A 17,349-nucleotide genomic window follows, 5' to 3' on the forward strand; every position below is an offset into this window, starting at 1 on the left:
GCGGGCGCGGGCGCGGGCGCCGGTTCCGGTTGCGGATCCGGCGTCGGCTTCGGTGGGCGTACGCGTACGGGCTCCGCTCTCCGTAACGTCGGCGGCTGGTTGTACGACACCGTGTGCGTGACGATCCGCCCGCTCGGCAGCCGCTCGCGCGTGCGCTCCAGATAGCCCGCCGCCTCCAACTCCCGCAGCGCGGCGGCGATACGCGCCTCGCTCTCCGGGAAGCGGGCAGTCAGGCACTTGATGCCGATCCGGGCCCCGGCGGGCAGCGACTGGATGTGGACGGCGAGTCCGATCGCGATGAGGGTCAGCTCACGGTGCTGCGCGAGGTGGTTGTCGACGACCGTGTAGCGCTTGGTGAGCCGGGTGTTGGCGTGCACGACACCGGATCGGGCGACGGGCCGGGGAACTTGGGACGTGGCGCGCGAGGGCGCGCTAAGGTGCTGAACATCCATCGGGAAGCGACTACTTCCTTGTTGGTGAGGCCCTCGTTCGGGATGCCAGTCCCGGCCGGGGGCCGTTGTCTGTTGTGGAGTTGTCGCGGCGAGCATATGCCAGCCAACCCGTGCGAAATCCAGCCCAGTTGCCCGAGTTCACCCATGCGGGTGACGGGAGGTTGGTGGGGTTGGGAAAGGTCTTTTCCTCCCCAAGTCATTGAGAGTTCTTTACGTCGCGGGCCACCACGTCGCGGCTCACCGGGTCGTGGTCCTCCGCGACCCGGTGGGAGACACAGGGGAGTTGTGCGGATGAGTTTCCGGCTGGCGGCGTACGCCGTGTGCATCGAGGGCGGGCGGGTGCTGCTCGCGCGCCACGTACCGGCGGAGGGGGAAAGCACCTGGACGCTTCCGGGCGGCAGGGTCGAGCACGCGGAGGACCCGTTCGACGCGGTGATCCGGGAGGTCGGCGAGGAGACGGGCTGCGACGCGGTGGTCGAGCGCCTGCTGGGCGTGGACTCAAGGGTCATCCCCGCCACCGAACGCGCCGTCCCCGGCGGACCGGAACACCAGAACGTCGGCGTCTTCTACCAGGTCCGCATCACCGGCGGCCGGCTCCGGCCCGAGCCGAACGGCGAGATCGCCGAGTCGGTCTGGACGCCGATTCCCGATGTCACCGACCTGCCCCGGTCGTCGCTGGTCGACATCGGCCTGACCCTGGCGCGGACCCGTCCGGCGACCGGCCACGTCGCCCCCGTCACGGTCGGCGGCCTGATCCGGCACTGAGCATGACGACATGACATGTGTCATCAACAGTGATGACAAGTCGCGCTGCCCTCACCCCTCCGGCTCGGCCAGGCTTGGCCACAGGGCCCGTACGCATCCGACGGCCCTCCCGGCGCCAACGGTTGGAAGAGACCATGCGGAACGAGACGCTCATCGTCGAAGACCTGCTGCTGCTGATGTTCGACGACAAGTCGGGAACGATCGCGGGGGAGGGCACGCTGTACTACACGCTGGGCGGCGCCGTTCTCGTGGAGCTGGCCCTCGGCAAGCACGTCAGGGTCGACGAGAACGACCAGGGGCTGAACGGCCTGAAGGTGCACGCCGTCACCGCCGACCCGCCCGTGGATCCGCTGCTCCGGGCCGCCCACGAGAAGATCGCCGCGCGGAAGCGAGGAGTGCAGACCCTCCTCATCGAGATCGGCACCGGGATGCGGGAGACCGTGCTGGACCGGCTCGTCGAGCGGGGCATGCTGCGCCAGGAGACCAAGAAGACGCTGGGGCTGTTCCGTACGACGGCGACGAAGGCCGCGGACACCGGGCACAAGAAGGCCCTCATGGAGAAGGTCCGCGCCGTCCTGATCGACGGCGCGGAGCCCGATGCCCGTACAACGGCGCTGGTGGGGCTGCTCTCCGCGAGCGGCACCCTGCCGAACCTGCACCGGTCCATCCCGTGGTCGGGCAAGGTCTACAAGCGGGCGAAGGAGCTGGAGCAGGGCAGTTGGGGCGCCGAGGCGGTGAACGCGGCGGTGATGCGGACCGTGGCGGCGACCACCGTGGGGACGGCCATCGCCGCCACCAGCTAACGTCGAGCGGATGGGGCTTGACTACGGCTACGAGATACTCGTGCCCGCGCGGAACGTCGACCGGGCACTGACCGCCCTGACCGAGCTGGCGCCACGAACCGACCGAGTGCCGCCGCTCACGGTCACCCTGCCCGGCGGTGCCCAGCTCGTCGTCCCGTTCACGTCCAACTTCGCGAGCGAGGCGGTCGATTGCTCCGCCGGCGGCACGCTCGAACTCGACACCTCGATCATGTTCGGCGTGGACGACGCGGTGCGCGAGTACGTCGAGGACCGAGACCTCCCGCGCGACGCCCACGGAAGAGTCCAGATCGGGTACATCTACCTCACGGTGCGCTTCGCGCCCGCGCAGCACCCCGACTACGCCGCGCTGGAGTTCACCGCGGCCACTTCGGGAATGAGCCGGATGTTCGAGCGGTCCGCAGCGGTCAGAGAGGTGTTCACCGACCTCACGGCCGCCGCCGGCGGAGTGTGCTGCCTGCTCGACACCGAGAGCGACACCTTCGACATCTGCTGGCTCAACGGCCGGCCGGTCCAGGACACCGTCCCCGGCCCCAACTTCCCCAGCCACCGCGACCTCGCGGCCACCTGGCCGGACACCGCTTAAAGCCTGCTGAGCGCTCCCATCGCCTCGCGTTCGACGCGCGAGAGCTCGTGGAGGACGGCGCCGGCCCGCGTGAGGTGCTTCTCGTCGTCGGATTCGCCCGCTGCCGCGATGAGTTCGGCCACCTCTGTCCAGAGCGCGGCGGCCTCCGCGTACAGGCGGTGGCCGGTGCGCAGGTGGTCGCTGTCGATCAGCTGGGCGCACTCGGCGAGGAAATCCCGGTAGAGATTGCGGAACAGGGCGCCGCCGGTGCCGGCCTTCTCCATGAGAACGGCGGCCCGTGGCAGGTCCTGCCCCGGATCGGCGCTGCGCTCCAGCCACTTCGGCACCTGCTTCGCGGTCTTCTCGATGCCCCGGTGGCCCAGGTTGGCGATGGGCGGGTGCAGGAAGGCGTCCGCGCAGGTCTTGATCGCGGGGATGATCCGCTCCCGCGTTGACGGCGGGCCGCAGGGCGCCGTGAGGGTGAAGGAGCGGTGCCTGGCGGTCATGGGGCCGCGCACGGCCCTCGCCCTGGCCAGGGCGGCGAGGCCGGTCGTGACGGCTCCGCCCTGCGGGGCGGTGTCCACCAGGTGGGCGTCCTGCTCGTCGTAGCCGTACATGGCCACGATGTGCCCGCCGAAATGCACCTTCGTGCTGAAGTAGTCCAGGTGGTAGCTGTCGAGCTGGAGGCCGACAGGCCGCCCGGCGTCGATGGGCCCCGCCACGTTCCGCCACGCCTTGCGTGCGGAGGTGGTCTCCTCGACCAGCAGCTCAAGGCCGAGGACGGCGGCCAGGTTCCGGGTCAGCTCGAACGGCTTGACCCGGCCGCCGAGGAAGGGGAAGCCCATGGCTTTGCTGTCCCAGTAGATGAAGGACAGCCCGGAGCCGAGCCCGAACAGCATGGGCTCGGACAGATCGATTCCCTCATGCCGCAGCAGCACGCCCAGCGTGGTCGTCTCGCAGTGCTGCGTCCCGTGTGCGGCCATCAGATGGCGTACGCGCCCGTGCGTGGACGTCCGTGTTCGCGCGCGTACGGGGTGAGAGCCACCGCGCCGACCCCGCGCACGGTGGTGCGCGGGCCCAAGTCCATCGGGCTGACGCCCAGTTGACCCGCGAGGGTCGGTGCGAGGTACGCGGCGAGGTCCCTCCACTCGTCCTCGTCGGCCCCGGCGTCGCCCACCGGGACAACGCCCTCCTCGATACACGCGGCGCGCTCCTCGGGCAGGGGCTCGCCCACGGTGTACCGCGCGCCGTCGTCGTCCCAGTAGGAGCCGAAGCGGCGTACGACGGTCCCGCCCTCGGTGACGAGCCACCCCGAACCGCCGCCCTGCTCACCGAAGTAGTACGCCTGGGCCCGGCCGTAGCGGCGGCTCAACTCGCTGACGACGCGCAGCACGTCCTGCGCGCGGTCCGGATCGACGGGGTTGCACCAGGGGCCGAGCACCAGGGTCCACCCGTCGACCTCCGGGGTGACGTAGACCCTGCCGTACTCGGCGCCGTCGTGGCTGTCGTGCCCTCCGACGCTCAGTCCGAGCGCGAACGTGGCAGGCCGCGCCTCGTAGAGCCCGAGCAGCTCCACGACTCCCTGTTGGTCCCCGGTGGGGACGGCTATCCAGGAGGTGGAGCAGGTGTCGAGGGACCGGGCCGGCTCGTCGCGCCCCTTGATGCGGATCAGCCGCTCCACGGCGGCCCGGTCCGCCGCCGACAGCGCCTCCTCGCCGCCGACGGCCGCGAGGACGGTCAGGGCCTGCGCCCGGAGGTTCCCCGGCCCCTGCACGCGTATGTCCCGCATACGTTCCTCGACACCGGGCCCCAGCATGGTCAGCACCCACTCGGCCCGCTGGGCGACCCGCGGGTTCGGGTCCGCGAGGAGGGGAATCAACGCGTCGATCACCAGGGCGTAGTCCACGTCGGCGTTCGGCTCCCGGCCGAAGGCCACCGAGCAGGCGCACTGGATTCCGTACGCGGCGGAACTCCGCACCTCGGCGGACGGGTGCGAGAGCGCCGCGACGTACTGGTCGACCGCGCGGAAGGCGGTGAACACGCGGCTGAGGCGCCGACGCGACTCCTGGTCCTCGGCCGCGGCCAGGGCGGCCATCACCTCGTCGAAGGCGACCGGCCCGATCCGCTTGGCCAGCACGAACTCGATCTGCCCGCACAGGACGGGCGAGTCCGCGCCCACCAACTCACCAAGCAACGGCCCCACGGCGGCGCCCCCCAACGCGGCCAGCCTGTCCCGTGCCTCCTCTCGCAGGTCGGGGTCGGCAAGGGCCTTGATCGCATCCACCACGGTCTCCTTCTCGGGCACACGCTGTTCCGGGGGCCCATGGTGGTGCATGGCACTGACAGTCCGGCTGGGAGTGGTGGCCGCTCGTGGGTGCTACACCCCGCCGAAGATTTCCCGGGCGGAACGGGCAGTGACAGCGGACAGGAGCCAGGGGCGCATCACCTCTCGCTCCTGGCAGCCCGTGATGCGTGCGCGCACGTCGTCAGGGACGGCGACGCCTCGGTTTTCCAGGACGAGCAGGATGTCTTCCGCCCGCGCTTGAGTGCGCCCCTCTTCGCGGATCTCCTCCGAGATCGGCGAGGTGAAGAACGAAAGGTCGCGATCCACCAAGTCCCTCCACATTTCCAGGCTGGCCGGGTGATCGGCCAGACCACCCGCGATAAGTTCGACAAAGTAGATCGCCGTGTCGCTCAGCGGTTGCAAAGCTGCCTGCTTGGCTGCCGCGTTGTGACCGGCGGGACTACTCATCCTCGAAGATCTCCTCAGCGGAAGCAGCGGTGATGGCACGGCCGTGCCACTGCTCCAGAAGGCCGACGTCGTCGCAACTGGTGATGCGCTCGCGCGCCTCGTCGGAGACGTAGATATCGCGCCTTTCCAGGACGAGGAAGAGCATCCTGGCGGCTTGCTGAGCCCGGCCTTCGTCCCGGATTTCCTCCGAGATCGGCGACTTGTAGAAAGAAAGGTCCACGGCCACCAGTTTCCTCCAAAGTGCTGCGGCGGGCAGAGTGCCCAGGCCCTGTGAGATGAGATCGACGATCGGGCTTTTGATGTCTTCCGGGGTGTCCCGCAGCGCGGTCGTCATCGCTTTGAGTATGGCATCGGGGTCCCGATCGGCACCGTGCGTAATAAGAGCCAGCGTGGCGAGTGCCAGGTCCTTGCGGATCTCGGCGGTGTCTGTGATCACCGGCATGTTGTGCGGGCCCACCACCAGCGGGCGCAGTGTAAGCGCCGCCCACTGCGGTGGCCCGATGTCGACGGGCCGCGCCGCCCATTCAGCCGTGGCGCGATCCTGGCAGACGACCAGCAGTACGGGCGGCAGCCGGTACTTCGTGTGCAGATACGACAGGTAGTACGCCCAGCTCGCGGGCTTGGCCGGGTCCTTCTTTCCCTGAGACTCGATCGCCAGGAGGTACGAACCGTTGGCGTCCGTGTCGACCCGTAACAGCGTGTCCACGCGCCGTTCAACGGGCCGGGCCTCTGTGAGGTCCGTGGGCAGGACGGTGACCCCGACGAGCGGGCCGAAGTCGACGCCGAGTACTTCGGAGACGCCGGAGAAGAGCCCCGGGTACTCCTGAAAGATGCGATGCATCGCCTCGTGCGGCGGGCTGACCCTGCAGGTTCCTGTGAGGTGAGTGGAGGAGTGTGCCTCTGGCACATGCCAGGACTTCTATCCCCCTGAGCATAAACAGACAATCCGCCCTGGCCGTAGCTCAGTTGGGCATATTCACCCGCAAGGGTGAGGATGGCCGCACGAGATCCAGTTCCGCCCACACCGTCTTGCGCGGCACCGGCACCGGCCCCGACCTGACCCCCCACCGGTCCGCCAGCACCTCGACCAGCAGCAACCCTCGGCCCGACTCGGCGTCCGGAGGCGGGAGTTGGGGGCTGAGCCTGGGGAGGCGGTCGCCGCGGGTGTCGGTCACCTCGATACGGAGTACGTCGCCGCCCTCCGTATCCGTTCTGCGCAACTCCAGCAGGAAGTCCCGCCCCGACAGCCGGCCGTGCGTCGCCGCGTTGCTCGCCAGCTCGGCGGTGATCTGTTCCGCCGTCTCGATCGTCCGGGGCGCCAAGTCCCAGGCGAGCAGATGCGCGGTGGTCAGCCGACGGGCAAGACGGGCGCCGCGTGGCGTGGGGGACAGGAGCACGCCGAAGTGGCGAGCGGAGAGACCGAGTTGGGTTATTTCTTGATTCACGTCACTCAGCGTGGTGGTCCATGCATACGCTGACCAGTGATGACTCCGGTACGTACGGTCACTGTCCGGGGCCTGTCCAGTGCTGTCCAACCTGTCCGGAGGGGACAGCGGTACCAAGGAGGCGGGTGTGCGGTGAGCGTGGACGCGGAGGGTACGGAGACGGACGAGCCCGGTTGGGAGGTCGACCCCGACGACGAGTCGGGCGCGGCTGTCGTCGCGACGGTCGGTAGGCAGCTACGGCTACGACGCGAGGCGGCCGGCCTACGCGCGGCGGAGTTCGCCCTGGCGATCGGTTACGGCGAGGACCTGGTCTACAAGGTCGAGTCGGGCGCACGGATTCCCCGGCCGGAGTACCTGGACAAGGCGGACAAGGTACTGCGGGCGGCGGGCATGATCGCCGCGATGAAGCAGGACGTGGCGGAGGTCCGGTATCCGAAGAAGGTTCGGGACTTGGCGAGGTTGGAGGCGAAAGCCGTTGAGTTGCTCTCGTACGGAAACCACAACCTGCACGGCTTGTTGCAGACCGAAGCGCACGCACGGGCGCTGCTCGGAACACGTCGCCCCGCGTACTCGCAGGACGAGTTGGAACGCATGCTGAGCGCGCGCTTGACGCGACAGTCCATCTTTGAGCGGTCACCCGCTCCGGATCTGAGTTTTGTCCTGGAGGAAGTGACGGTTCGTCGCCGTATCGGGGGAGGTCGGCGGCGCGGCAGTAGTTGCAAAACCTGCTGGAGGTAGGGAAGTTGCGGAACGTCGAGATCCAGGTGATGCCGACCGACCGATGGGACCACCCCGGAACGGGTGGGAAGATCCAGGTGCTGAAGTTCCCAGACGGTTCAGCGGTGGGCCGTACCGATGATGAGTACGGAGGGAGCCCTGTCTCTGACCCGCGCTATCTTCGGATCCTGGACTGCGGCATGGCATCATCCGGGCGGGGGCTCTCACCCCACAGGAGTCGCAGGCCTTCATCGAGCGAGTGCTGGGGGAAACATGATCCGCGAGAACGCTCCCGAGCTGGAATGGTTCAAGAGCACATATAGCGACAGCAGCAACGGCAACGACTGCGTCGCGGTGGCCACCACACCCACCTCCGTGCGCGTCCGCGACTCCAAGAACGCCCAAGGCCCCCGCCTCGGCGTCTCACCCGCCGCATGGGCGAGTTTCCTCACGTACGCGTCAGGGCGCTGATCCGCCCCAAGCCGTAACCAGCAGCGTGTCCGCAGTGCACGGCCCGTTCCCGGTGGCCGGCAGTACGTCGACGGTGATCCCGGTGAAGCCCGCCTTGTCCAGGATCTTCCTCTACACGTGCCCCTGGAGCACCCAGCGGCGCATGACAGCTGCCGCACCCTCCGGTGTCTTCGCAGAGACATCGGCAGCCACGGCAGACTTGGTGCGAGGTGCGAGGTGCGAGGTGCGAGGTGCGAGGTGCGAGGTGCCAGGTGCGAGCACAGGTCGGTGGCCATCGCATGCTGGGCCGCAGAGGCGTCAAGGCGTCGACCGCAACCACTTGGGCGCGCCGACCCCGCCCGTTCGCCGTTCGCGCTCAGCACGGGCGCACCCATAGTGGTGCCGGAGGTCGTCCGTAGCTGTCACTCACCCCATCGTGCCGGGCGCCGGCCGGTGGCAGGTCCATTCGTCGGGATCTCATCCGGGTTGGTCTCGGCGCACCCCACCGAGCAGGCCCGGCGCCACCCCCACATCAGCGGGGTACGTGAACACCACGCCTCCGCGGTGCTGACTGCCCGACTCCGAGCGGCCATCGGCGGGTGCTTCCGTCGGTGTGGCGGCCCGGGCTGCCTCGCCTGTACGCCGCCGCTCACGCGTGCTGCGGCATCTCGTCCTTCAGGTTGGACCGGATCTGGGCCCGCAGTTCCGCCGTGTTCTCGTGGCCGTGGACCGAGGCCGCGTGTTCGCTCGCGGCGCGGACCACCTCGTCCTCCTCGCCCGTGATCGCGAGGGTGCAGTTCGTCTCGCTCGGCATATCGCGGCAATCGACTACTTTGCGCATGATGCACCTCCATGTACCAGTATCCTCCTGTTCGGATGACTCTGGCCAGGTCCCGCGTGCGCATTCGCGGCAGCCGCACGGTTCGCCCGTTCCCCCGTGGGGTACGCTCTCCGGCCGCGATTGGCCAGGGCTCCGGGGCATATGGCACACTGCACAGGTTGCTCGGTTGAGTGCCGATGCTGCGCGCCTCCCGTCGGGAGGACCGGAAGCGAGTCCCACAGTACTCGTCGTCCCATCTGCCGCTCACGGCAGCGCTGGGGCGGACGTACGGGAATCTTCTGGGAAGTGTCAGCGGGGTACCGGCCAGGCACCCGGTGGGCGTTCGTCCCCGGTCTCGTGGTCTTCAGGGCCGCACCCCCTTGCAGGGAAATCCTTCGGGATGTCTTCGAAGAGGGGATGCGACACGCCCGACCGCGTGGGTCGGAGGGGGCGGTAGACCCCCACCAGGGCGCCAGAGCGTTTCGAGAGAACAGGACTACTGAGTAGCCATGGCGGGACAGAAGATCCGCATCCGGCTCAAGGCCTACGACCACGAGGTCATCGACTCTTCGGCGAAGAAGATCGTCGAGACGGTGACTCGCACTGGTGCGTCGGTCGCGGGCCCGGTGCCGCTGCCCACTGAGAAGAACGTGTACTGCGTCATCAAGTCGCCGCACAAGTACAAGGACTCGCGCGAGCACTTCGAGATGCGCACGCACAAGCGCCTGATCGACATCCTCGACCCGACGCCCAAGACCGTTGACTCGTTGATGCGCCTGGACCTTCCGGCCGGCGTCGACATCGAGATCAAGCTCTGAGAGGCGCGGAAGAGATGGCAAAGCAGATCAAGGGTGTCCTGGGCGAGAAGCTCGGCATGACCCAGGTCTGGGACGAGAACAACCGTGTCGTCCCGGTGACCGTGGTCAAGGCCGGACCCTGCGTTGTAACCCAGGTCCGTACGAATGACTCCGACGGCTACGAGTCGGTCCAGATCGCCTTCGGCGAGATCGACCCGCGCAAGGTGAACAAGCCCCTCAAGGGTCACTTCGCCAAGGCCGACGTGACCCCCCGCCGCCACCTGGTGGAGCTCCGCACCTCCGACGCCGCCGAGTACACGCTCGGCCAGGAGGTCACCGCCGCTGTGTTCGAGTCCGGCGTCCGCGTGGACGTCACGGGCAAGAGCAAGGGCAAGGGCTTCGCCGGTGTCATGAAGCGTCACAACTTCAAGGGCCTCGGCGCCGGTCACGGAACCCAGCGCAAGCACCGCTCTCCCGGCTCCATCGGTGGCTGCGCCACCCCGGGCCGTGTGTTCAAGGGCCTCCGCATGGCGGGTCGCATGGGCAACGAGCGGGTCACCACTCAGAACCTGACCGTTCACGCCGTTGACGCGGAGAAGGGCCTGCTCCTCATCAAGGGCGCGGTCCCCGGTCCGAACGGCGGCCTCGTCCTGGTCCGCACCGCGGCGAAGGGGGCCTGAAGACATGAGCACCATCGACATCATGTCGCCCTCGGGCGACAAGTCCGGGACCGTTGAGCTCCCGGCCGAGATCTTCGACGCCAAGGTCAGCATCCCGCTGATCCACCAGGTCGTCGTCGCGCAGCTGGCCGCCGCCCGTCAGGGCACGCACAAGGTCAAGCGCCGTGGCGAGGTCCGTGGTGGTGGCAAGAAGCCTTACCGCCAGAAGGGCACCGGCCGCGCCCGTCAGGGTTCGACCCGTGCGCCGCAGTTCGCCGGCGGTGGCGTCGTACACGGCCCCACCCCGCGTGACTACTCGCAGCGGACCCCCAAGAAGATGAAGGTCGCCGCCCTGCGCGGGGCCCTCTCGGACCGGGCCCGCAACGCTCGTATCCACGTCGTCTCCGACGTGGTCGAGGGCGCGGCGTCCACCAAGGCCGCCAAGACCCTGCTCGGCAAGGTCAGTGAGCGCAAGCACGTGCTCCTGGTCGTCGAGCGGAGCGACGAGGCCGCGTGGCTGTCCGCGCGCAACCTCCCCGAGGTCCACCTGCTGGACCCGGGACAGCTCAACACGTACGACGTGCTTGTCTCCGACGACGTGGTCTTCACCAAGGCCGCCTTCGAGTCCTTCGTGTCCGGCGGGGCTGCGCGACAGACTGCCGAGACCGAGGGGAGCGAAGCCTGATGGCCGAGATCACCAGCAAGACCTACACGGACCCGCGTGACGTTCTCGTCAAGCCCGTGGTGTCCGAGAAGAGCTACGCGCTGCTCGACGAGAACAAGTACACGTTCATCGTCGCGCCCGGCTCCAACAAGACCCAGATCAAGCAGGCCGTGGAAGCGGTCTTCTCGGTCAAGGTCACCGGGGTCAACACGATCAACCGGCAGGGCAAGCGCAAGCGCACCCGCACCGGTTTCGGCAAGCGCGCTGACACCAAGCGCGCCATCGTGACCCTCGCCGAGGGCGACCGTATCGACATCTTCGGCGGCCCGACTTCCTAACGGGAGTCGGATCGAATCGAAGTCCGGAATATTCCGAGGACTGAGAAATGGGTATCCGCAAGTACAAGCCGACGACCCCGGGCCGTCGTGGCTCCAGCGTCGCCGACTTTGTAGAGATCACGCGGTCCACGCCGGAGAAGTCGCTGGTCCGCCCCCTGCACAGCAAGGGCGGCCGTAACAACGCCGGTCGTGTGACCGTTCGCCACCAGGGTGGTGGACACAAGCGCGCCTTCCGTCTGATCGACTTCCGTCGTCACGACAAGGACGGCGTGCCGGCCAAGGTCGCGCACATCGAGTACGACCCGAACCGCACCGCGCGCATCGCGCTCCTGCACTACGCGGACGGCGAGAAGCGCTACATTCTCGCGCCGCGTGGCCTGACGCAGGGCAGCCGTGTCGAGAACGGCCCGTCCGCCGACATCAAGCCCGGCAACAACCTGGCGCTGCGCAACATCCCGGTCGGTACGACCATCCACGCCATCGAGCTGCGTCCCGGCGGCGGCGCGAAGTTCGCCCGTTCCGCGGGTACTTCGGTGCAGCTGCTGGCGAAGGAGGGCTCCATGGCCCACCTTCGTATGCCGTCCGGAGAGATCCGGCTGGTCGACGTCCGCTGCCGCGCCACCATCGGTGAGGTCGGCAACGCCGAGCAGTCGAACATCAACTGGGGCAAGGCCGGCCGTATGCGCTGGAAGGGCGTCCGCCCGACCGTCCGCGGTGTCGCCATGAACCCCGTTGACCACCCGCACGGTGGTGGTGAGGGCAAGACTTCAGGTGGTCGCCACCCGGTCAGCCCGTGGGGTCAGAAGGAAGGTCGTACGCGTTCGCCGAAGAAGGCGAGCAACAAGTACATCGTCCGCCGCCGCAAGACGAACAAGAAGCGCTAGGAGCGGGTTTAGATGCCGCGCAGTCTCAAGAAGGGGCCCTTCGTAGACGGCCACCTCATCAAGAAGGTGGACGTCCAGAACGAAGCTGGCACCAAGAACGTCATCAAGACCTGGTCCCGTCGCTCGATGATCATCCCGGCAATGCTGGGCCACACCATCGCGGTGCACAACGGCAAGATCCACGTCCCGGTGTTCGTCACCGAGTCGATGGTCGGCCACAAGCTCGGCGAGTTCTCGCCGACTCGCACCTTCCGCGGCCACGTCAAGGACGACCGGAAGTCGAAGCGCCGCTAACGCGGGGTGGAAACGACTATGACTCACACCGAAGGGACAACCATGGAAGCCAGGGCCCAGGCGCGGTACATCCGCGTCACGCCCATGAAGGCCCGCCGCGTGGTGGACCTCATCCGTGGCATGGATGCCACGGAGGCTCAGGCGGTCCTGCGTTTCGCCCCGCAGGCCGCGAGCGTGCCGGTCGGCAAGGTGCTTGACAGCGCCATTGCCAACGCCGCGCACAACTACGACCACCCTGACGCCACTTCGCTGATCATCAGCGAGGCGTACGTGGACGAGGGTCCGACCCTGAAGCGGTTCCGGCCGCGTGCCCAGGGCCGCGCCTACCGGATCCGTAAGCGGACCAGCCACATCACCGTGGTCGTCAGCAGCAAGGAAGGAACCCGGTAATGGGCCAGAAGGTTAACCCGCATGGGTTCCGGCTCGGTATCACCACGGACTTCAAGTCCCGCTGGTACGCCGACAAGCTGTACAAGGACTACGTCAAGGAAGACGTCGCCATTCGTCGCATGATGACGAAGGGGATGGAGCGTGCCGGTATCTCCAAGGTGGAGATCGAGCGCACCCGTGACCGCGTCCGCGTGGACATCCACACCGCACGTCCGGGCATCGTCATCGGCCGCCGCGGCGCCGAGGCCGACCGCATCCGCGGCGAGCTGGAGAAGCTGACCGGCAAGCAGGTCCAGCTGAACATCCTCGAGGTCAAGAACCCCGAGGTCGACGCTCAGCTGGTGGCCCAGGCCGTCGCCGAGCAGCTGTCCTCGCGTGTCTCCTTCCGTCGCGCCATGCGTAAGAGCATGCAGTCGACGATGAAGGCCGGCGCCAAGGGCATCAAGATCCAGTGCGGTGGCCGCCTCGGCGGCGCCGAGATGTCGCGCTCGGAGTTCTACCGCGAGGGCCGCGTGCCCCTGCACACGCTCCGTGCCAACGTCGACTACGGCTTCTTCGAGGCCAAGACGACCTTCGGCCGTATCGGCGTGAAGGTCTGGATCTACAAGGGCGACGTCAAGAACATCGCCGAGGTGCGCGCCGAGAACGCCGCGGCGCGCGCGGGCAACCGTCCGGCCCGTGGTGGCGGCAACGACCGTCCCGCCGGCCGCGGTGGCCGCGGTGGCGAGCGTGGCGGTCGCGGTGGCCGCAAGCCGCAGCAGGCTCCCGGCGCCGAGGCTCCCAAGGCCGAGGCGACGGCTGCTCCGGCCGCGGAGGCCGCGCCCTCTTCTACCGGCGGAACGGAGGCCTGACCGAAATGCTGATCCCCCGTAGGGTCAAGCACCGCAAGCAGCACCACCCGAAGCGCAGCGGAATGTCCAAGGGTGGCACGCAGGTTGCGTTCGGCGAGTACGGCATCCAGGCGCTGACCCCGGCGTACGTGACGAACCGTCAGATCGAGGCCGCTCGTATCGCGATGACCCGTCACATCAAGCGTGGCGGCAAGGTCTGGATCAACATCTACCCGGACCGTCCCCTGACGAAGAAGCCCGCCGAGACCCGCATGGGTTCCGGTAAGGGTTCTCCCGAGTGGTGGATCGCGAACGTCAAGCCCGGTCGGGTGATGTTCGAGCTGTCCTACCCGAACGAGAAGGTTGCCAAGGAGGCGCTCACCCGCGCCGCCCACAAGCTTCCGATGAAGTGCCGCATCGTTCGGCGCGAGGCAGGTGAGTCGTGATGGCGGCCGTTACCAAGGCGTCCGAGCTGCGTGAACTGGGCAACGAGGAGCTTGTCGACAAGCTCCGCGAGGCCAAGGAAGAGCTGTTCAACCTCCGCTTCCAGGCGGCGACCGGCCAGCTCGAGAACCACGGCCGGCTGAAGCTGGTCCGGAAGGACATCGCGCGGATCTACACCCTGATGCGTGAGCGCGAGCTGGGCATCGAGACGGTGGAGAGCGCCTGATGACTGAGAGCAACGTGACTGAGACGACCGTGAAGAGCGAGCGCGGATTCCGCAAGACCCGCGAGGGTCTGGTCGTCAGCGACAAGATGGACAAGACCGTCGTCGTCGCTGTCGAGGACCGCGTGAAGCACGCGCTGTACGGCAAGGTCATCCGCCGTACGAACAAGCTCAAGGCTCACGACGAGCAGAACGCCGCCGGGATCGGCGACCGTGTCCTCCTCATGGAGACCCGGCCGCTGTCCGCGACGAAGCGTTGGCGCATCGTCGAGATCCTTGAGAAGGCCAAGTAACCAAGGCCGAAGCAATCCCTCCCAGGGCATTCTCTGGGAGTAGTTCCGCCAGGCTCGGTGGGGTCCGTACGCAGGTGACGGACCCCGCCGGGAACCGGCAGACGATCAGGAGATAGACGTGATCCAGCAGGAGTCGCGACTGCGTGTCGCCGACAACACTGGTGCCAAGGAGATCCTTTGCATCCGTGTTCTCGGTGGCTCGGGTCGCCGCTACGCGGGCATCGGTGACGTCATCGTCGCCACCGTCAAGGACGCGATCCCCGGTGGCAACGTGAAGAAGGGTGACGTCATCAAGGCGGTCATCGTTCGCACCGTGAAGGAGCGCCGCCGCCAGGACGGCTCGTACATCCGCTTCGACGAGAACGCCGCCGTCATTCTGAAGAACGACGGCGACCCTCGTGGCACCCGTATCTTCGGCCCGGTGGGTCGTGAGCTGCGCGAGAAGAAGTTCATGAAGATCATCTCGCTCGCGCCGGAGGTGCTGTAAGCATGAAGATCAAGAAGGGCGACCTGGTTCAGGTCATCACCGGTAAGGACAAGGGCAAGCAGGGCAAGGTCATCGTGGCCTACCCCACGCAGGACCGTGTTCTCGTCGAGGGTGTCAACCGGGTCAAGAAGCACACCAAGGCCGGTCAGACCGCCCGTGGTTCGCAGACCGGCGGCATCGTGACGACCGAGGCCCCTGTCCACATCAGCAATGTTCAGCTGGTCGTGGAGAAGGACGGCAAGAAGGTCGTCACCCGCGTCGGCTACCGCTTTGACGACGAGGGCAACAAGATCCGCGTTGCCAAGCGGACCGGTGAGGACATCTGATGACGACCACAACCGCACCGCGTCTGAAGCTGCGCTACCGCGAGGAGATCGCCGGCAAGCTGCGTGAGGAGTTCTCCCTGGAGAACGTCATGCAGGTCCCCGGTCTCGTCAAGATCGTGGTCAACATGGGTGTGGGCGACGCCGCCCGCGACTCCAAGCTGATCGAGGGTGCCATCAAGGACCTCACCACGATCACCGGCCAGAAGCCGGCCGTGACCAAGGCCCGCAAGTCGATCGCGCAGTTCAAGCTGCGCGAGGGGCAGCCGATCGGCTGCCACGTCACCCTCCGCGGTGACCGCATGTGGGAGTTCCTGGACCGTACGCTGTCGCTCGCGCTGCCGCGTATCCGTGACTTCCGCGGCCTGTCGCCCAAGCAGTTCGACGGCCGTGGCAACTACACCTTCGGTCTCACGGAGCAGGTCATGTTCCACGAGATCGACCAGGACAAGATCGACCGGGTCCGGGGCATGGACATCACCGTGGTCACCACGGCGACCAACGACGACGAGGGTCGTGCCCTCCTTCGTCACCTCGGCTTCCCGTTCAAGGAGAACTGACCGTGGCGAAGAAGGCTCTGATCGCTAAGGCCGCCCGCAAGCCGAAGTTCGGCGTGCGCGGTTACACGCGCTGCCAGCGCTGTGGGCGTCCCCACTCCGTCTACCGCAAGTTCGGCCTGTGCCGTGTCTGCCTTCGTGAGATGGCACACCGCGGCGAGCTGCCGGGCGTCACCAAGAGCTCCTGGTAATTCCCTTACTTCAGCGTTGAGTTGAAGTACGGAATCAACCAGAGCTCTCGGTAAGCAACTGGTCGGCGGAAGCCCCGCTCTCCATGCCGTAGGCTTGGGGGGTTGGGCGTCCGCCGCCCGAAACTTACTACGCCGTAGGTCCCCGCACCGCACCCGTCCCGCCATCGAGTGGGGAGAGGGATGGCGCATACAGGAAACCCCGGCGAGAGAGGCCGAAGGCCAATTCATGACCATGACTGATCCCATCGCAGACATGCTCACGCGTCTGCGTAACGCGAACTCGGCGTATCACGACACCGTCGAGATGCCGCACAGCAAGATCAAGTCGCACATCGCGGAGATCCTCCAGCAGGAGGGCTTCATCACCGGCTGGAAGGTCGAGGACGCCGAGGTCGGCAAGTCCCTCACCCTTGAGCTGAAGTTCGGCCCGAACCGCGAGCGTTCGATCGCCGGCATCAAGCGCATCTCGAAGCCGGGTCTGCGCGTGTATGCCAAGTCCACCAACCTGCCCAAGGTGCTCGGCGGCCTGGGCGTGGCGATCATCTCCACGTCCCACGGTCTTCTGACCGGCCAGCAGGCAGGCAAGAAGGGCGTAGGTGGGGAAGTCCTCGCCTACGTCTGGTAGTCGGGAACGGAGGAAAAGCTCATGTCGCGAATCGGCAAGCTCCCCATCCAGGTTCCCACCGGTGTGGACGTCACCATCGACGGCCGTACGGTCGCGGTGAAGGGCCCCAAGGGCACCCTCTCGCACACCGTCGCAGCGCCGATCGAGGTCTCCAAGGGCGACGACGGCACCCTCCAGGTGCTGCGCCCGAACGACGAGCGTCAGAACAAGGCCCTGCACGGCCTGTCCCGCACGCTGGTGGCGAACATGATCACCGGTGTGACCCAGGGATACAGCAAGGCGCTCGAAATCAGCGGTGTCGGTTACCGGGTCCAGGCGAAGGGCTCCAACCTGGAGTTCGCGCTCGGATACAGCCACCCGATCGTCGTCGAGGCCCCCGAGGGCATCACCTTCAAGGTCGAGTCCCCGACGAAGCTCAGTGTCGAGGGCATCGACAAGCAGAAGGTCGGCGAGGTCGCGGCGAACATCCGCAAGCTGCGGAAGCCCGACCCGTACAAGGCCAAGGGCGTCAAGTACGCCGGCGAGGTCATCCGCCGCAAGGTCGGAAAGGCGGGTAAGTAGCC

General features: G+C 67.3%; 27 protein-coding genes and 2 pseudogenes. 22 read left to right on the top strand and 7 right to left on the bottom strand.

Going from position 1 to position 17,349, the window contains the following annotated elements; all coding sequences use genetic code 11:
• Window positions 1-452, bottom strand: a pseudogene (locus BHU15_RS30415) (helix-turn-helix domain-containing protein); the annotation flags it as partial.
• 291 nt (window positions 453-743) lie between these two features.
• Here BHU15_RS30415 and BHU15_RS30420 point away from each other — a divergent pair.
• The 3 genes from BHU15_RS30420 to BHU15_RS30430 all read left to right on the top strand — a co-directional run bounded on the left by BHU15_RS30420 (window position 744) and on the right by BHU15_RS30430 (window position 2,624).
• Window positions 744-1,217, top strand: coding sequence for an NUDIX hydrolase (locus BHU15_RS30420; RefSeq protein WP_069630101.1), 474 nt, complete (start codon window positions 744-746; stop codon window positions 1,215-1,217).
• Between the two features lie 134 nt (window positions 1,218-1,351).
• Window positions 1,352-2,020 carry a GOLPH3/VPS74 family protein gene (locus BHU15_RS30425; RefSeq protein ID WP_069630102.1) on the top strand — a complete coding sequence of 223 codons (669 nt, stop codon included), beginning with the start codon at window positions 1,352-1,354 and terminating at the stop codon, window positions 2,018-2,020.
• A gap of 10 nt (window positions 2,021-2,030) precedes the next feature.
• A complete protein-coding gene (locus BHU15_RS30430) occupies window positions 2,031-2,624 on the top strand; it encodes a hypothetical protein (protein ID WP_069630103.1) in 594 nt (197 codons plus the stop codon).
• On the opposite strand, the gene BHU15_RS30435 is transcribed toward BHU15_RS30430, so the two are convergent.
• From BHU15_RS30435 to BHU15_RS30455, 5 genes are all read right to left on the bottom strand, one after another.
• The gene (locus tag BHU15_RS30435) at window positions 2,621-3,586 is read right to left on the bottom strand and encodes a BtrH N-terminal domain-containing protein (RefSeq protein WP_069630104.1); all 966 of its coding nucleotides are present in this window, start codon (window positions 3,584-3,586) and stop codon (window positions 2,621-2,623) included. The genes BHU15_RS30430 and BHU15_RS30435 overlap by 4 nt on opposite strands.
• Window positions 3,586-4,887, bottom strand: coding sequence for a HEAT repeat domain-containing protein (locus BHU15_RS30440; RefSeq protein ID WP_069630119.1), 1,302 nt, complete (start codon window positions 4,885-4,887; stop codon window positions 3,586-3,588). Before BHU15_RS30440 ends, BHU15_RS30435 begins: the two co-directional genes overlap by 1 nt.
• A gap of 93 nt (window positions 4,888-4,980) precedes the next feature.
• Window positions 4,981-5,355: a hypothetical protein gene (locus tag BHU15_RS30445; protein ID WP_069630105.1), complete on the bottom strand. Its 375-nt coding sequence runs from the start codon at window positions 5,353-5,355 to the stop codon at window positions 4,981-4,983.
• The gene (locus BHU15_RS30450) at window positions 5,348-6,196 is read right to left on the bottom strand and encodes a hypothetical protein (RefSeq protein WP_069630106.1); all 849 of its coding nucleotides are present in this window, start codon (window positions 6,194-6,196) and stop codon (window positions 5,348-5,350) included. Before BHU15_RS30450 ends, BHU15_RS30445 begins: the two co-directional genes overlap by 8 nt.
• A 121-nt stretch (window positions 6,197-6,317) precedes the next feature.
• Window positions 6,318-6,800: an ATP-binding protein gene (locus BHU15_RS30455; protein WP_069630107.1), complete on the bottom strand. Its 483-nt coding sequence runs from the start codon at window positions 6,798-6,800 to the stop codon at window positions 6,318-6,320.
• Between the two features lie 132 nt (window positions 6,801-6,932).
• On the opposite strand from BHU15_RS30455, the pseudogene BHU15_RS30460 reads away from it, so the two are divergent.
• Window positions 6,933-7,794 (top strand): annotated as a pseudogene (locus BHU15_RS30460) (helix-turn-helix domain-containing protein).
• Window positions 7,791-7,988, top strand: coding sequence for a DUF397 domain-containing protein (locus tag BHU15_RS30465; protein ID WP_069630108.1), 198 nt, complete (start codon window positions 7,791-7,793; stop codon window positions 7,986-7,988). The pseudogene BHU15_RS30460 and the gene BHU15_RS30465 overlap by 4 nt, the downstream one beginning before the upstream one ends.
• Window positions 7,989-8,616: 628 nt before the next feature.
• Here the strand turns inward: BHU15_RS30465 and BHU15_RS30470 are convergent.
• Window positions 8,617-8,808, bottom strand: a complete 192-nt coding sequence (locus BHU15_RS30470; protein ID WP_078079541.1) for a DUF1059 domain-containing protein — start codon at window positions 8,806-8,808, stop codon at window positions 8,617-8,619.
• Window positions 8,809-9,296: 488 nt separating this feature from the next.
• Between BHU15_RS30470 and rpsJ the strand changes: the two genes are divergently transcribed.
• The 17 genes from rpsJ to rplF all read left to right on the top strand — a co-directional run bounded on the left by rpsJ (window position 9,297) and on the right by rplF (window position 17,347).
• The gene (gene rpsJ / locus BHU15_RS30475; protein ID WP_003948644.1) at window positions 9,297-9,605 is read left to right on the top strand and encodes a 30S ribosomal protein S10; all 309 of its coding nucleotides are present in this window, start codon (window positions 9,297-9,299) and stop codon (window positions 9,603-9,605) included.
• A 14-nt stretch (window positions 9,606-9,619) separates the two neighbouring features.
• Entirely contained in the window at window positions 9,620-10,264 is a 645-nt protein-coding gene (rplC, locus tag BHU15_RS30480) for a 50S ribosomal protein L3 (RefSeq protein WP_023539346.1), read from the top strand.
• 4 nt (window positions 10,265-10,268) lie between these two features.
• Window positions 10,269-10,928, top strand: coding sequence for a 50S ribosomal protein L4 (rplD, locus tag BHU15_RS30485; RefSeq protein ID WP_023539345.1), 660 nt, complete (start codon window positions 10,269-10,271; stop codon window positions 10,926-10,928).
• The gene (rplW, locus tag BHU15_RS30490; protein ID WP_023539344.1) at window positions 10,928-11,245 is read left to right on the top strand and encodes a 50S ribosomal protein L23; all 318 of its coding nucleotides are present in this window, start codon (window positions 10,928-10,930) and stop codon (window positions 11,243-11,245) included. The genes rplD and rplW overlap by 1 nt, the downstream gene beginning before the upstream one ends.
• A gap of 47 nt (window positions 11,246-11,292) precedes the next feature.
• Window positions 11,293-12,129, top strand: coding sequence for a 50S ribosomal protein L2 (gene rplB / locus BHU15_RS30495; protein WP_023539343.1), 837 nt, complete (start codon window positions 11,293-11,295; stop codon window positions 12,127-12,129).
• 12 nt (window positions 12,130-12,141) lie between these two features.
• On the top strand, window positions 12,142-12,423 hold the full coding sequence (rpsS, locus tag BHU15_RS30500) for a 30S ribosomal protein S19 (protein ID WP_023539342.1): 282 nt from the start codon (window positions 12,142-12,144) through the stop codon (window positions 12,421-12,423).
• A gap of 42 nt (window positions 12,424-12,465) precedes the next feature.
• Complete coding sequence (rplV, locus tag BHU15_RS30505; protein ID WP_031230021.1) at window positions 12,466-12,813, top strand: 50S ribosomal protein L22; 348 nt, start codon at window positions 12,466-12,468, stop codon at window positions 12,811-12,813.
• Window positions 12,813-13,664, top strand: a complete 852-nt coding sequence (gene rpsC, locus BHU15_RS30510) for a 30S ribosomal protein S3 (RefSeq protein WP_023539340.1) — start codon at window positions 12,813-12,815, stop codon at window positions 13,662-13,664. The genes rplV and rpsC overlap by 1 nt, the downstream gene beginning before the upstream one ends.
• Window positions 13,665-13,669: 5 nt before the next feature.
• Window positions 13,670-14,089, top strand: coding sequence for a 50S ribosomal protein L16 (gene rplP / locus BHU15_RS30515; protein WP_023539339.1), 420 nt, complete (start codon window positions 13,670-13,672; stop codon window positions 14,087-14,089).
• A complete protein-coding gene (gene rpmC / locus BHU15_RS30520; protein ID WP_031230018.1) occupies window positions 14,089-14,313 on the top strand; it encodes a 50S ribosomal protein L29 in 225 nt (74 codons plus the stop codon). Before rplP ends, rpmC begins: the two co-directional genes overlap by 1 nt.
• Window positions 14,313-14,603 carry a 30S ribosomal protein S17 gene (gene rpsQ, locus BHU15_RS30525; RefSeq protein ID WP_069630109.1) on the top strand — a complete coding sequence of 97 codons (291 nt, stop codon included), beginning with the start codon at window positions 14,313-14,315 and terminating at the stop codon, window positions 14,601-14,603. The genes rpmC and rpsQ overlap by 1 nt, the downstream gene beginning before the upstream one ends.
• 118 nt (window positions 14,604-14,721) lie before the next feature.
• Window positions 14,722-15,090 carry a 50S ribosomal protein L14 gene (rplN, locus tag BHU15_RS30530; protein WP_023539336.1) on the top strand — a complete coding sequence of 123 codons (369 nt, stop codon included), beginning with the start codon at window positions 14,722-14,724 and terminating at the stop codon, window positions 15,088-15,090.
• A 2-nt stretch (window positions 15,091-15,092) separates the two neighbouring features.
• Entirely contained in the window at window positions 15,093-15,416 is a 324-nt protein-coding gene (gene rplX / locus BHU15_RS30535) for a 50S ribosomal protein L24 (protein ID WP_023539335.1), read from the top strand.
• The gene (rplE, locus tag BHU15_RS30540; RefSeq protein WP_023539334.1) at window positions 15,416-15,973 is read left to right on the top strand and encodes a 50S ribosomal protein L5; all 558 of its coding nucleotides are present in this window, start codon (window positions 15,416-15,418) and stop codon (window positions 15,971-15,973) included. Before rplX ends, rplE begins: the two co-directional genes overlap by 1 nt.
• A gap of 2 nt (window positions 15,974-15,975) precedes the next feature.
• Entirely contained in the window at window positions 15,976-16,161 is a 186-nt protein-coding gene (locus BHU15_RS30545) for a type Z 30S ribosomal protein S14 (RefSeq protein WP_003948630.1), read from the top strand.
• Between the two features lie 226 nt (window positions 16,162-16,387).
• Window positions 16,388-16,786 carry a 30S ribosomal protein S8 gene (rpsH, locus tag BHU15_RS30550; RefSeq protein WP_023539333.1) on the top strand — a complete coding sequence of 133 codons (399 nt, stop codon included), beginning with the start codon at window positions 16,388-16,390 and terminating at the stop codon, window positions 16,784-16,786.
• 21 nt (window positions 16,787-16,807) lie between these two features.
• A complete protein-coding gene (gene rplF, locus BHU15_RS30555) occupies window positions 16,808-17,347 on the top strand; it encodes a 50S ribosomal protein L6 (RefSeq protein WP_023539332.1) in 540 nt (179 codons plus the stop codon).
• The last annotated feature ends 2 nt before the right edge of the window (window positions 17,348-17,349 follow it).

Source organism: Streptomyces niveus, assembly GCF_001723055.1.
GTDB lineage: Bacteria > Actinomycetota > Actinomycetes > Streptomycetales > Streptomycetaceae > Streptomyces > Streptomyces niveus.

Excerpts from the sequence above, each read along its gene's own strand:
- BHU15_RS30420 (WP_069630101.1), top strand. The coding sequence starts at position 744 with ATGAGTTTCCGGCTGGCGGCGTACGCCGTGTGCATCGAGGGCGGGCGG.
- BHU15_RS30425 (WP_069630102.1), top strand. The coding sequence starts at position 1,352 with ATGCGGAACGAGACGCTCATCGTCGAAGACCTGCTGCTGCTGATGTTC.
- BHU15_RS30430 (WP_069630103.1), top strand. The coding sequence starts at position 2,031 with ATGGGGCTTGACTACGGCTACGAGATACTCGTGCCCGCGCGGAACGTC.
- BHU15_RS30435 (WP_069630104.1), bottom strand. The coding sequence starts at position 3,586 with ATGGCCGCACACGGGACGCAGCACTGCGAGACGACCACGCTGGGCGTG.
- BHU15_RS30445 (WP_069630105.1), bottom strand. The coding sequence starts at position 5,355 with ATGAGTAGTCCCGCCGGTCACAACGCGGCAGCCAAGCAGGCAGCTTTG.
- BHU15_RS30450 (WP_069630106.1), bottom strand. The coding sequence starts at position 6,196 with ATGCATCGCATCTTTCAGGAGTACCCGGGGCTCTTCTCCGGCGTCTCC.
- BHU15_RS30465 (WP_069630108.1), top strand. The coding sequence starts at position 7,791 with ATGATCCGCGAGAACGCTCCCGAGCTGGAATGGTTCAAGAGCACATAT.
- BHU15_RS30470 (WP_078079541.1), bottom strand. The coding sequence starts at position 8,808 with ATGCGCAAAGTAGTCGATTGCCGCGATATGCCGAGCGAGACGAACTGC.
- rpsJ (WP_003948644.1), top strand. The coding sequence starts at position 9,297 with ATGGCGGGACAGAAGATCCGCATCCGGCTCAAGGCCTACGACCACGAG.
- rplC (WP_023539346.1), top strand. The coding sequence starts at position 9,620 with ATGGCAAAGCAGATCAAGGGTGTCCTGGGCGAGAAGCTCGGCATGACC.
- rplD (WP_023539345.1), top strand. The coding sequence starts at position 10,269 with ATGAGCACCATCGACATCATGTCGCCCTCGGGCGACAAGTCCGGGACC.
- rplW (WP_023539344.1), top strand. The coding sequence starts at position 10,928 with ATGGCCGAGATCACCAGCAAGACCTACACGGACCCGCGTGACGTTCTC.
- rplB (WP_023539343.1), top strand. The coding sequence starts at position 11,293 with ATGGGTATCCGCAAGTACAAGCCGACGACCCCGGGCCGTCGTGGCTCC.
- rpsS (WP_023539342.1), top strand. The coding sequence starts at position 12,142 with ATGCCGCGCAGTCTCAAGAAGGGGCCCTTCGTAGACGGCCACCTCATC.
- rplV (WP_031230021.1), top strand. The coding sequence starts at position 12,466 with ATGGAAGCCAGGGCCCAGGCGCGGTACATCCGCGTCACGCCCATGAAG.
- rpsC (WP_023539340.1), top strand. The coding sequence starts at position 12,813 with ATGGGCCAGAAGGTTAACCCGCATGGGTTCCGGCTCGGTATCACCACG.
- rplP (WP_023539339.1), top strand. The coding sequence starts at position 13,670 with ATGCTGATCCCCCGTAGGGTCAAGCACCGCAAGCAGCACCACCCGAAG.
- rpmC (WP_031230018.1), top strand. The coding sequence starts at position 14,089 with ATGGCGGCCGTTACCAAGGCGTCCGAGCTGCGTGAACTGGGCAACGAG.
- rpsQ (WP_069630109.1), top strand. The coding sequence starts at position 14,313 with ATGACTGAGAGCAACGTGACTGAGACGACCGTGAAGAGCGAGCGCGGA.
- rplX (WP_023539335.1), top strand. The coding sequence starts at position 15,093 with ATGAAGATCAAGAAGGGCGACCTGGTTCAGGTCATCACCGGTAAGGAC.
- rplE (WP_023539334.1), top strand. The coding sequence starts at position 15,416 with ATGACGACCACAACCGCACCGCGTCTGAAGCTGCGCTACCGCGAGGAG.
- rpsH (WP_023539333.1), top strand. The coding sequence starts at position 16,388 with ATGACCATGACTGATCCCATCGCAGACATGCTCACGCGTCTGCGTAAC.
- rplF (WP_023539332.1), top strand. The coding sequence starts at position 16,808 with ATGTCGCGAATCGGCAAGCTCCCCATCCAGGTTCCCACCGGTGTGGAC.